10 protein-coding genes and 1 tRNA gene are annotated in these 13472 nt (G+C 28.4%); 6 read left to right on the top strand and 5 right to left on the bottom strand.

What is annotated here, in order from left to right:
* Positions 1-42: 42 nt before the first annotated feature.
* The 4 genes from GFU93_RS09980 (at position 43) to GFU93_RS09965 (ending at position 3334) form a co-directional block, all read left to right on the top strand.
* Complete coding sequence (locus GFU93_RS09980; RefSeq protein WP_160569114.1) at positions 43-918, top strand: lysophospholipid acyltransferase family protein; 876 nt, start codon at positions 43-45, stop codon at positions 916-918.
* The gene (locus GFU93_RS09975) at positions 882-1898 is read left to right on the top strand and encodes a glycosyltransferase family 2 protein (protein WP_160569112.1); all 1017 of its coding nucleotides are present in this window, start codon (positions 882-884) and stop codon (positions 1896-1898) included. The genes GFU93_RS09980 and GFU93_RS09975 overlap by 37 nt, the downstream gene beginning before the upstream one ends.
* A 67-nt stretch (positions 1899-1965) precedes the next feature.
* Complete coding sequence (gene lysA / locus GFU93_RS09970) at positions 1966-3180, top strand: diaminopimelate decarboxylase (RefSeq protein WP_160569110.1); 1215 nt, start codon at positions 1966-1968, stop codon at positions 3178-3180.
* Positions 3181-3249: 69 nt separating this feature from the next.
* A tRNA-Ser gene (locus tag GFU93_RS09965) sits at positions 3250-3334 on the top strand.
* A gap of 618 nt (positions 3335-3952) precedes the next feature.
* Here GFU93_RS09965 and GFU93_RS09960 read toward each other — a convergent pair.
* The 4 genes from GFU93_RS09960 to GFU93_RS09945 all read right to left on the bottom strand — a co-directional run bounded on the left by GFU93_RS09960 (position 3953) and on the right by GFU93_RS09945 (position 8967).
* The gene (locus GFU93_RS09960) at positions 3953-4258 is read right to left on the bottom strand and encodes a hypothetical protein (protein ID WP_160569108.1); all 306 of its coding nucleotides are present in this window, start codon (positions 4256-4258) and stop codon (positions 3953-3955) included.
* A gap of 203 nt (positions 4259-4461) precedes the next feature.
* The gene (locus GFU93_RS09955) at positions 4462-4653 is read right to left on the bottom strand and encodes a hypothetical protein (RefSeq protein WP_160541843.1); all 192 of its coding nucleotides are present in this window, start codon (positions 4651-4653) and stop codon (positions 4462-4464) included.
* A gap of 683 nt (positions 4654-5336) precedes the next feature.
* Positions 5337-7199, bottom strand: a complete 1863-nt coding sequence (locus tag GFU93_RS09950) for a hypothetical protein (protein ID WP_160569106.1) — start codon at positions 7197-7199, stop codon at positions 5337-5339.
* Positions 7200-7749: 550 nt separating this feature from the next.
* Positions 7750-8967, bottom strand: coding sequence for a DUF6051 family protein (locus tag GFU93_RS09945; protein ID WP_160569104.1), 1218 nt, complete (start codon positions 8965-8967; stop codon positions 7750-7752).
* Positions 8968-9385: 418 nt separating this feature from the next.
* Here GFU93_RS09945 and GFU93_RS09940 point away from each other — a divergent pair, with 418 nt between their 5' ends.
* Positions 9386-10330: a 3-oxoacyl-ACP synthase III family protein gene (locus GFU93_RS09940; RefSeq protein ID WP_160569102.1), complete on the top strand. Its 945-nt coding sequence runs from the start codon at positions 9386-9388 to the stop codon at positions 10328-10330.
* Positions 10331-10885: 555 nt separating this feature from the next.
* Here GFU93_RS09940 and GFU93_RS09935 read toward each other — a convergent pair.
* Positions 10886-11434 carry a hypothetical protein gene (locus GFU93_RS09935; protein ID WP_160569101.1) on the bottom strand — a complete coding sequence of 183 codons (549 nt, stop codon included), beginning with the start codon at positions 11432-11434 and terminating at the stop codon, positions 10886-10888.
* 253 nt (positions 11435-11687) lie between these two features.
* Between GFU93_RS09935 and GFU93_RS09930 the strand changes: the two genes are divergently transcribed.
* A complete protein-coding gene (locus GFU93_RS09930) occupies positions 11688-13208 on the top strand; it encodes a lipopolysaccharide biosynthesis protein (RefSeq protein ID WP_160569098.1) in 1521 nt (506 codons plus the stop codon).
* Positions 13209-13472: the final 264 nt, after the last annotated feature.

Here is a 13472-nt window from a genome sequence, read left to right as displayed (position 1 = left end):
TTATAAAATTCTTTACTACTTTTGTTTTAATATTCAATTATTTTGAAAAGGTTAATAAAGAATATATTACTTCAGATATCCAAAGTATCTTTTCCCGTTCTATATGGTATCTCAACATTTTTGTATTTTATCATTTATTATATCATTGGTTATAGAAAAAAAATTGTCAGAAATAATCTCTTAATTGCTTTTCCTGATAAAACCAAGGAAGAAAGATTGAAAATTCAAAAACAGTTTTACAGAAATTTTATGGATTTTATGGTTGAACTGATTAAAACATTTTCGATGAAGGAGGAAGATTATGATGAGAGAATCAAATTTGTAAATTTGGAAGTTTCGCAACAATGCCATAAAGAAAAAAAAGATATCATTATGCTTATCGGACATATGTTCAATTGGGAGTGGTTAACAGGAATTTCCATGGATTTAAGTCAGAAGCATTCATATGCCGTATATAAAAAAGTGGCAAATAATTTTTTTGATCAGGAAGTACATGAATCTCGCGCCAGGTTTGGAACTATTCCTCTTTCGGTTAAAGAGGTGGCAAGATCTATGATTAAATTGCCTAATGACGGTTCTCATGTATTTTTGTTTGTTGCGGATCAAAGCCCCTTTAAAAGTAGAATTCATTATGAATTAAATTTTTTTAATCGAATAACTCCCGCATTTAATGGATATGATAAAATTTCTCGAAAAAAAGATTATGCGATTGTGTATGTTGATATGGTTAAAGTGAAAAGAGGAAAATATGAAGCTCATTTGAAACGTATTCTTCCTGATGGCGACCAATTCAGGGAAAACGAAATTGTCGAAAAATTTTACTCTGAATTAGAACAAAATATAAAATCCAATCCAAGTCTTTGGCTTTGGTCTCATAAAAGATGGAAATACACAAGCGGAATAGATTATCAACTTTAGCAATTGCTATACTTAACTATAATGGAATTGGCTGGTTTGAGAAATTTTTACAAAAGGTAATCGATTACAGTCCGGGCTCATCTATTTATGTAATTGATAATGCCTCAACGGATGATTCTATATATTACTTGCAAAAAAATTTTCCGTCGGTAAAAATCATACAAAACAATAAAAATTATGGTTATGCGGGTGGATATAATGAAGGTTTAAAATTTATTTCTGAAGATATTTATTGTTTATTAAATTCTGATGTGCAAGTTACTGAAAACTGGACAGTACCCATTTTAAAATTATTTCAAGACAATTCGAATATTTCAGCTATTCAGCCTAAAATTAGAAGTTACAAGGAAAAAGATTATTTTGAATTTGCAGGAGCTGCAGGTGGTTTTATAGATAATTTAGGTTATCTGTTTTGTCGTGGAAGAGTTTTTTTCAGTCTCGAAAAAGATACGGGACAATATAATGACAACTGCGAAATATTTTGGGCAACCGGAGCTTGTTTATTTATAAGAAGGGAGGATTTTTGGGAAAATGAAGGATTCGATTCCGATTTTTTTGCTCATATGGAAGAGATTGATCTTTGCTGGAGATTAAAAAATAAAGGTAAAATTATTTATTATTGTTCTGAGTCTACGGTATATCATGTGGGTGGTGGCACTTTGGATGTTTACAATCCTGAAAAGACTTATCTTAATTTCAGAAATAATCTTTTGATGCTTATTAAGAATTTACCGTCCGATCAAGTGGTATGGATTATTTTATTCAGGTTGTTATTAGATGGATTAGCAGGAATTAGATTTCTTTTTTCAAATGGTTGGAAACATTGTTGGGCCATCGTTCGGGCTCATTTTGCTGTTTATCAAATGTTGCCTAAATTTTTAAAAAAACGTAAAGCCGGAATCAAAAATTATTATAACAAAAAATACATTATATTTCAATACTTTGTTGAAAAAAGGAATACGTACACGCGCTTAAAATAAATTCTTATTAATTTATTTAGCTATCTACTTTTTTATAACTTTACAAACTGTATATTTTTATAAAACTATGGAATTAGCAAGAATACAACAACTTGAAAATTTAGCCAAAGAATTTGGCACTCCTCTTTATGTTTATGATGCCGATATAATTAAAAATCAATATAACAGGCTAGTTAAAGCATTTAAAAGCGTTAAAAAAGTCAAGTTAAATTATGCGTGTAAAGCTAATACCAATCTTAATATTTTAAAATTCATTAAAAGTATTGGTTCCGGATTGGACACTGTATCCATACAAGAAGTTCAGTTGGGTTTAAGAGCCGGATTCGAACCAAAAGAAATTATTTACACTCCCAACGGGGTTTCTTTTCAAGAGATTAAACAAGCCGTTCAGTTAGGCGTTCGTATCAATATTGATAATCTTTCGATTTTAGAAACTTTTGGTCATGAAATAAAAAATTATCCTGTTTGCATTCGAATTAATCCTCACATTATGGCAGGTGGAAACACTAAAATTTCAACCGGCCATATTGATTCGAAATTTGGAATTTCTATTCATCAGCTTCCTCATGTTTTGCGAATCGTAAATAATACGGGAATCAAAGTGGAAGGAGTACACATGCACACAGGTTCCGATATTCTTGATGTGGAAGTTTTCCTTAAAGGAGCTGAAATACTTTTTAATGTAGCTAAGGAATTTCATGATCTAGATTATATTGATTTCGGAAGCGGATTTAAAGTTGCTTATAAGGAAGGAGATCATGAAACCGATATTAATTATTTGGGTAAAAAATTGGGAGAGCGTTTTAATGAGTTTCAAAAAACATATCCTCATGAATTGACCCTTATGTTTGAGCCGGGTAAATTTTTAGTTAGTCAATCCGGATTTTTTATTGTTTCAGTAAATGTAATCAAGCAAACTACTTCAACTGTTTTTGCTGAAGTTGACAGCGGGTTTAATCATTTGATACGCCCTATGTTTTATAATGCTCACCATACCATTACTAATCTTTCCAATCCTGAAGGAAGACACCGATTCTATACTGTGGTAGGCTATATTTGTGAAACCGATACTTTTGGAACGAATCGAAAGATAAGCGAAATACACGAAGGTGATTTGCTTTGTTTCCAAAATGCAGGGGCTTATTGTTTCTCCATGTCCTCCAATTATAACTCAAGATTGAAACCTGCTGAGGTTTTATTAATAAACGGTAAACCTCACTTAATCAGACGAAGAGAAAATTTAGACGATTTATTAACTACTACGGAGGAAATTTCTATTTAAAAAATTTGGAAAAAGAAAAAAGGTTTGTATATTTGCAACCGTTAAAAATAACCTACCTATAAGGTAGCCGGAGAGATGGCAGAGTGGTCGATTGCGGCGGTCTTGAAAACCGTTGACTGTAACAGGTCCGGGGGTTCGAATCCCTCTCTCTCCGCTAATAAACCCGCTTAAATAGCGGGTTTTCTTTTTTTACGCGGTTTATAGCTCTTTTTACGTTTTTTTACCTGTGCCATATTCTGCCATATTTTACCAATTTTTTGATACCTTTTTAAAGAAAGTATCAAATCTTTTGATACTTTTTGAATATAAAATAGATTAACTCATAGTTACAAAAAATGGCATTTACAGAGTTATATTTTCCTTTTAAAGCGCTAAAAACTATTTCTATCCATTTATTAACACTATTAAAGTCAGTCATAAATCCTTAAATATATTAGCTTGATACTCGTAAGATTTTTAACTAAAAGTATATTATCATCTAAATCTTACGAGTTTATTTTACAATAAAATATATTTTTAAATAAATTATTTTAATGCATAAGATTATTCCATCATAAAACAATCGTTACATTAATTTTAAATGAAATTAAAAATATATACTATTGATATGTTTATTCTTGATTTTTCTTATTTATTTTCTTATTCAACAGTAGTCTTTTACATGTAAAACCTATTACAATAACTAATATAGATATAATTATTCAATAATTTGAGAATACATTTTGTATATGTTCCCCTCGTTGTGAAATAACCTGTTTTACTTTAGTTTCTTTTATTGGTTTACTTTTTTCGACATATGCATAATCTGCCTCATAAATTTGATCAGCGTAGTTATCCGGATCATTGGGTTGATAACTATCTTTGGATTTATTTTTTTTCTTTTCAAATAATCTGTTAGTCCGGTAGCAGCAGCAAAGGCATCGTAATCAATTCCTGCTTTTTTACCTCCAATATATTTATAAACACGTTTATTATACTCCGGATCAGTTGAGATTTCTTTCCTAAATCTTTTTAAATCATAACCTTTTTGGGGACCATTTAAATAAATGTATAAATCGAATATATATTTATCATTCATTTTATTTTCTTTGAATTGATAATTATTTAATTAAAAAAATCTCAATACATTTATATCTAAACTTATTTAATTCAAATTTTTAAAATATAAAAATATTGAGATTTAAAAATCAAGTACCTTTTTTATAATTTTAGATTTGGAAATATCACAATAAAAATTTTCTTATTAATCTATTGATTTCTTATTTTTCCAATGTAAATATCTTAACGGTGTGACCAACAATAATAGCTTCCTTGTTGTGCACAATTTCGGCATTGGTACCCGTCTTTTTTTATTTTAATACATTGACCGTACTGGCAATTTCTTTCTTGTGATACCTTTTCTGAATTTGTAAATGAAGTTAGAAAGCTCACAGCTGTTAAAGTAAAAGATGTAATAATTAATAATTTTTTCATGATTATAGTTATTTAAGGACTTCAAACTCAAAAGTCAATTTTTTTAATAAAAATAAGCTGTGAGTTTGTAGTCTCTTAATTGCAATCTGAAAGAACCTAAAATAAATGAACAAGTATTTTTCCTCCATTGGATATTTGCCATCGTTTCTACTTATTATCATATATATTTAAATTTGGTAGAATTCAGATAACAAAATAAAAAGCTAACAGCTTAATCTTAACCTATAAACTTACTCAAAATTACAAATAAAATAAAATGTGTAATTATAATTACTTTTAATTAACTGAATAAATAATTAATTATTATTATCAAGTGAAATTTATTAAATAATAAATATAAATATTGATCTAATATATGTTAATATTATTAATATCACACATTATCGCACGATTCCTAGTGAACATCTATGGAAACATCAGATGTGATTAAAAACTACTCTTAAAATTGTTGAAATTGCAAATTTAGAATCAAAAGTAAAAGTACCATAAAGGGTAATTATCTAATTTAAGAATTATATTTATTTTCTTTTAAATCAGAATTTCTTTCTAAATTTTAATTTTTTTATTGAATTTAAATACATAAAATTATTACAATAATTCAGTAACCTTTTACTAAAAATATTATTTTAGTTAATCAAACGGAAACTTAAAAAACTATAATGTTTTACATGGTTTCAAACGATTTATTCTCTTGACTGAGAATTAATTCCGTTGGTTTGAGCTGTTTCTATAGCCCAAGCAATTGCATTTGCGGTAAAAATTGAATTATATATAGTATGAATAGGCCCTCCTATATTAACATTTCCATAATTAGGCTTGGGTATTGGATAATAAGGATATGTATAATCGTTAATTGTAACTTTATCTATTAACATAGGATATTTATAAGAACTTGCATCATTTCCATTCATTTTATTGGGATAATTAGTAAGTGACGAATTAAATCCCCCATCTCCAACAAAGATTAAATTATATTTTTTATGTTTAAATGCAGAAATTCTTCCATCTTCAGTTCCTGAAAATATTTCAAGATCTTCTATAGGCAATGATTCTAAAACTACTGTTTGACTAGCATCGTCTCCCCATTTTTTTCCTCGTATGTCTCCAAAAGGACCATTTAAAACAGAATTATCCGCATCTGTAAAATCCCATACAATACCATTTCCTTTTTGATCAGTATACAATGAGCCTTTGATCGGTAAATCAGGATATAAAGCTTTAAAAAAACGTTCTACACGACTTTGATCTTCTATAAAAAGAAGCACAATCCCTTTTCTTTTAAGATACTCTACATAAATTGGAGCTGATTTAAGCGTGATTTCAGATGTTTGCCCGGTAATAAGTATATCCGGTGGATTATCCCCCAGCAACAAATTTTCTAACTCTGTTTCTTTGGGAGAATCTAATATATTTTTATTATCAATCCATCCTTTAAATTTAACTATACTGTTTGGTGAAGGACCAAAATTTTCGGAACTGTTTACCATTAAAGATAAATTACCACCATATGGACCGGTTGACAAAGCATTATATACTCCCGCACCGGTAGCATATAATTTCACATAATCATAATAATAAGTCATGGGTACCGATGCTGAACAACTGGTTGATAATTCACTGTTAGAATATATAGTTAACTCTTTGGTTGAGTAACCTTCCGGAATTCCATATCCTTGCAGCTTTACCGTTTGAGTTATTATATTATTATTGTTCTGCTGTTCATCTCCTTCTAATGTTAAATTTTCAGTCTTAAAACCAATACCATCAACAATATTTGTATATAAAGATAATGGAGCCCCAATGTTAATCGGATTAAAACTTATGGTTACTTCAATATAATTATTAGGCGATAATTGAGATCCACTTGTATAAGATCCCTTAACGGATATAGAAGAACAATCTAAATTATATGCCGATTTCATTACCCGCTGTTTTACAATGACATTAAATTTACATGAATTAACTTCATTTATTTCCTGAGTTGTTAAAGTAAATTCATCTCCTGAATTATTTTCAGGGGTAAAATCTATAGGAGTACCATATCCCGGAATTTCAATTGTGTAAGTCCCTGTTGAAAGAAATTCTCCTGATTTAGAAAAAAAATACCTGTTATCCGGAGAAGAAACAGCATTAATTGTATAGGGTCCCGGTTTAGAAACATGCACCGTTACAGCGATTTTATTTTCCGCGGTAAGAGCTTCATCGTTAACATAATTTCCTAATACTTTAATAGTGGAACAATCTATGCTGAAATCAGCACTTAACTTATTACCGCAAATACTAATCCATCTCGCTTCGATCTTATTCCAGTAATTAAAGCAGTTTTCAGTTGTATTAAATATCAACAAACCATTTTTGCTAACAGCGGTTTCAATAGAATCTCTTTGTTTCTGACTTAGTCTTGGTATTAAAATTCCCTTGTTATTTTTAGGGGAAGAGATATCTAACATGGTTTGGGGATCCGGAAATTCATTTCCGATTCCTACTTGCGCATTAAGTGTGTAAATAAATAATAAGAAAATAATCAAATAGTTAGGCTTGCTCATAATCAAATTTTAGTAGTTATAGTATTATTATTAATTGTATTTTTTAAAATTATAAAATTTTTCACAATTAATTAGCCTTTTATACCTAAAATTTTGAAGATTTCTTAAATTTCTTATATAAAAATTATAAATTATTAATTAGGTTCGTAAAAATTTTAACCCTTTACTTCTTGATAGCTAAAACGTTAAATGTTTAAATAAGAACCATAAAATAATTTATGTAATTAAAATTTATAAAGAACAAAAATGTTTAATTAATAATCAATAGACAATTTATCGGTTATTTAAAATCGATGAATTTTTTTAAATCTACTCTATATAATTACCTATTAGATTTAGTCGGAAATTTTTTAAAACTTACCATCTATTGATTTCAATTTGCAGAATATATTATGTTTTTTTAAGCATTATATGATTTAATATAAAAAATTCTAATTCTAATTTAGTATACATCAAGCTAAACCAGGATAATCTGCTACTAAATTTAAAATAGGTTTTATTTTTTATACCAAGAAAAAAGATATTTTTAAATAGATGGAAGAACAATAATTTATTTTTCCATTAAGAAATTACAAATTTTATCAAATGTAAAGGTAAAACATTCATCAACTTCATCTGAGATTTCTTTTCCACAAGGAAATGGGTCTTCGTGAATATATGTGTATGGATAATCCATTAATTCAATTTTTACCGGAATATCTCTTGCCGTTCCTTGCAATGTATTCATAATTTCGTAGGAAGGAATCACTTCATCTTTAGCCAAAGTAATTACATAAAATTGATCGCTGATTTTTCTAAATGTTTCTTCCCTTTCTTTAATTAGGTTTTTATAACAAAGCATACTCCTGAAATTAGGCCCCTCCGGTTCAGTATACATATAGTGTCGAAGAATCTCGTCTCTTTTCATATGACTTTCCATATGTTCAACAATAAAGGAATATAACCCAACTCCGGCTTCACTATCCAAAATAAATTTGGAGACGGGTGTTAATCGGTTAAATACGGCACCTCCACAAAAAATGGCACATTTGGTATCTGAAAAATAACCGTTTCTGTTGCTCATTTTTAAAACTTCAGCTAAAAAAGCACCAATGGAATAGGCAAAAAAGTCAATTTTAGCATCTTTATCAATTGCCGGATGTAGATCTTCTTTAATATCTTCAACAAAATCTATAACATCGTAATAGGATTGTAAACCCGACCAAATAAACCGTTGAGGTTTATTATTTATACGTGTACTTATTGCTACATTTGAAAGGCTGGAACATATAAGTATGGGAATTCTTTTTTTTCGTTCCTCACTTACCCGATACATTTCTCTGGAATTACTCCACAACAAGGGAGCCCTATTCATATGAAATGCCATTGGAAATAAAACAATAGCTTTTCCGGTTTTTTCTGCTAAATAGGTTGCCCAGGGTAAATACTTACTCCAATACTTTTCATTAAACCCATGAAATAGAATAATTATTTCTTTTGCCTTTTTTTCTTTTTTAGGCATTATTATATGATAACGAAACTCAATATTCTCGGATATATCTGCATCTTTTTTATTAAGCATCTTTTGTATGACATCCGGATCAAGATCGTTAATTGGATTACTTAAGAACTCATAATCATCATTATTACCTAAACCACCTGGAAGTATAAATCGATAATTTGATTTAAATGAAAAGTTTCTAATAACCAAATTCTCGTCTATTTCAATTTCATCCGCTGTATAATTTTCAATTTTCTTTAAATAATTAAACAAGTCTAAATATTTCATTTATATGTTAAAATTTGTAGTTAGGTATTGACTCACAAATAATTATACTATTATTAGGTATTTTAGGCTACAATTATAATAATTTTTCCGAATATATATAGGATATAAACCCATATTTTTTCGCAATAATAAAGATAATTTAATCTTATTATTAAAAAAAATATTCGCATATGATTCAATATTTTCTTAAAAACAAAAAATACATTATAAATATAAATTTAACCAATTAGTTAAATTATAATCATTTTTTTTGAATTAATTTTACAAATAATTTGCAATGGCATAAAATTTGATGTTAAATTACCCTTAATAATATGTTAATATATGCGTTCTTTTAACAAAACTCAGCTAAATAAATTAAAAAATAACTTATTAGAAGACTATATTTGCAAAAATTTTAATAATTAAATATTTTAAAATGTTTATAAATTCTAAAGGATGTTATATACCTACTAAGAGAGTTACTAATAGTTATTTTGCAAAACTTAATGATTTATCAGAAGATTGGTATTTTAAGAGGACCGGGATTTTGACCCGAGCCAGAGCTTCAGAAGAAGAAACTATAGACTACATGAGCATTAAAGCCGTTGAAGATGCTGTTAAAAATTTGCCTTACGACATTAGTGAAGTAGATTTAATTGTATTTGCTTCTTATACACCCAATGATACGGTGGGGACTACTGCTCATATTATTCAAAAAGAGTTTAACATAAACAATGCCAAAGCTTTTTATATATCTTCTGCTTGTTCTTCTGCCATCAATGGTATGGAAATTATTAATTCTTTTTTTAAAAGCAAAATATCTTCAAAAGCATTATTAATAAGTGCTGATAGAAACTCCAGCTATTCAGATGACAAAGACATTCAATCCGGACATTTATGGGGGGATGCTGCCGTTGCTCTATTTTTTTCCTCAGAACCTATGCGTCCAAATGAAGCTGAAGTTTTAGATATTAATACACTTGGTCTTGGTAATATAGGCTATGGACCTAAAGCGGTTACTATGGAGCCTAAAAATGGTTTACATATGCCTTATGGTAAAGATGTATTTACTCAAGCGTGTATATATTTAACAAAGCTAACAGATGCTATAATCAAGAAAAATGGTTATACGATATCTGATCTAACTTATTTTATCGGTCATCAAGCAAATAAAAGAATTTTAAATAATGTATGTCATGAATTAGGGTTAGCTGAAAATAAATCGCTTACAAATGTGGAAGAATTAGGCAATACAGGGTGTGCAAGTGCCCCTTTGGTTTTTGCTCAGAATTATGATATTTTTAAAGAAGGTGATCTTGTATGTCTTTCCGTTTTTGGAGGCGGCTATTCTTGCGGTACATGCTTAATTAAATTTAATTAAAAACTAACTGATATTAATTTTAAGTTCTTACCATTTCAAATTTCATTGCTATAAGAATCATAAAATTTTAATATCTTGTTTATTCAGAATGTATTATAATACATTCTTAAAATTTTATTTTGCTAATTTTTAACTATACAAAATGTAAATTATTGTATAGCCGGATATTGTTTTTTATAATTTTAAAGTGTTGTTCTTTATTAATAAACAGTTCTATGAATTCTAGTAAGAAATAATTTTAAAACACATATCTATTATAAACATAATGTAGTTTATAAATCCGTTTTAGAAACTTTTAGTAATCATGCTAAAAGATTTACAAAACTTATAGAGATCTTTTTATAGATTTTAAATAATTATCTTTTGTTAACTACTTCATAAGTAAGATTAACTAATCATATGTATACTTTTATAAAAGACAGTTAACATTTATATGTGTATTTTCAATTAAATAGTATACTAATATTGATAAATTTTAAACAAGATCTTTATTGGACGATAATGCAAATATTTATTTTTAATAAAATTCTATGAAGCTAGTATAAATATTAATTTTTACTGTTTGGATTTTTCAAATGCTTCACAAATTACTTGATGAATTAAAGGCATATACTCAGCCATATGAGAAATGGCATGTAAATCATCCAACTCCAACACCTTTAATGACTCACCAAATACTTTTTTATAATATTCCGGATAAATAACTTCATCATTTTTAGAGATAATAAGATGTATATTTTTGTTTAAAATATTTTCAGAAGTAGCCGAAAATATTTTTTCTTTCATTTCGGGAGGAATTCGTTTTTGATCTTTAATTTGTTCCGAAGAGAAAACAGGATTAGTCATAACATAATGAATATCTTTGAAGAAATTTACCAAATTCCAAGCAAGATTTGCCCCCATACTGTCTGCCATAATAATTTTATCCCCTTTATCTTCCTCGAAAATTTTTGCTTTTTCTTCTAAAAATTTAGGAATGTCCATAAATTCATCCCATTCCCAATATATAAGGCTAAATTCTTTACTATTGCGATAAAAATTTTGTAAGCAATTGAATTTTTTTCCTGAAGTTTGATATCCGTGAAGAAAATATATTTTTTTCATTTGTAAATTTAGCTTGTCTAGTAGCTATTTAGATAATTATATTTATATAGGCCTATGCAATATCAATTGCGAACTTAATAATCTTATAAACCTCTCTGTTAGTTCATTATAAATTTCATTAAGCTTTTACCCTATTTTAAAATTGACATCTGTAAACCTAATCAAATTTATTAAATTTGTCAATAATATAAAATTAAAAATTATATTATTACATTTATCGTAACTGAAACAGAAATTATTTAAAAAGAACTCATTGTATAAGAAGTTATTTAGTCAGACATTAATATATGGATTAAGCAATGTTTTAGTCCGAGTATTTCCATTTATCCTTACTCCAATGTTAGTGCGAGCTTTCGGTCCGTCTAAATATTCAATATATGCTGATTTTTATTCAGCCGCGGGTATACTTTCTGTTTTACTTACCCACGGAATGGAAACTACTTTCTTTCGTTTTTTTCAAAAATTTAAAGACCACGAAAAAAGACAAAATGCAGTTTATTTTACTTCGTTTACTTCTGTTTGCATTGTTTCTCTCTTATTCTTAGTGTTTGGCATACTTGCCAGACACCCGTTAGCCTCAGCATTTAAACACCCTGATGAGGTAATTTTTTTAGTATGGTTTCTATTTATTCTTGCTGCTGATGCTATTTCAGCTGTTCCTTTTGCAAAACTCAGGATTCAAAACAGATCTTTATATTTTGCTTCTTTAAAAATACTGAATTCAGTAACCATGTTCTTTTCCACAATTATATTAATATTTTGGATTCCTAAACAAATTGAAAATGGTGGAATTGGCGCTGTTTTTTTTAGTAAGATTTACAATTTTGATTACGGAATAGGTTATGCTTTTGCTGCAAACTTATTTGCAAGTATTATTACATTCCTTGCTTTAATTCCTACCATGCTTGATGGCAAATATGCTTTTGAATTTTCTTTATGGAAAAAGATGTTAAAATATGCGTGGCCAATTACCATTGCCGGTCTAGCCGGAATTATTAATGAAACCATGGATCGACAATTTATTAAATATCTCCTTCCGGAAGGCATTGCCGAAGTTCAAATGGGTATTTACAGCGCTGTATACAAAATTGCTACTTTTATAACGTTGTTTAAGACTGCTTACCTGTTGGGTGTTGAGCCTTTCTTTTTTTCTCACGCTGACGACAAAAATTCAGGAAAAACGTATGCTACTTTAATGAAGTATTATGCTATATTTAGTGCCTTCATTTTATTATTCTTAGTAGCCAACTTAGATTGGATCGGTCGTCTTTATATTAGAAACACCGACTACTGGAGCGGCTTCCAAGTTGTTCCTGTTTTATTAATAGGGTCTACATTTCTGGGAATATATCTCAATTTATCCATTTGGTATAAATTATCTGACAATACTCATTATGGTGCTATTATATCAGGAATTGGCGCATTCATAACTGTTGTTTTAAATTTTATTGGATTGAAATATACTGATCTTGGCTATTGGGCGTGTGCGATTGCAACTTTTGTGTCATACTTAACCATGATGCTTATATCCTATTTTTGGGGACAAAAAGAGTATCCTATACCCTACAATTACCGAAAACTGATTTTTTATATAGGAGGAAGTTCTTTGTTAAGCTTTATTGCCTATTATTGCAGCAATCGAATTGTCGTGAGAATTGGGGTCGGTAATATTTTATTTTTTATTTTCTTATACCTGACTTTAAAAATTGAATATAAGGATGTACAAATATTTAGAAAAAAACTTTTAAAACTAAAAAAACGCAAAAAGAACTAATTTTCAGTAGTATTTACTACATTCAATTTTTTCTATCACAATAGATATCTTCGTTATTAAACATTTATCATTCTATAGCCCTACTATCTCTTACATATAATCAAGAACAACCTTAATTGTTAATGATACTTTTTTTAAAAGACAAACAATTTTAAAGTAAAAAATTCAATTTTATTATTTTATATCATTATGATTGATAATTAAAATTTTATAAAATAAATATATAATTTACATTTATTGTTTAACCGCTTATTTAACGTACTT

The organism is Apibacter sp. B3546 (assembly GCF_009827885.1).
Classification (GTDB): Bacteria; Bacteroidota; Bacteroidia; order Flavobacteriales; family Weeksellaceae; genus Apibacter.
Note: the sequence above shows the minus strand (reverse complement) of the source record. Positions and strands in the feature narration are given on the sequence as shown.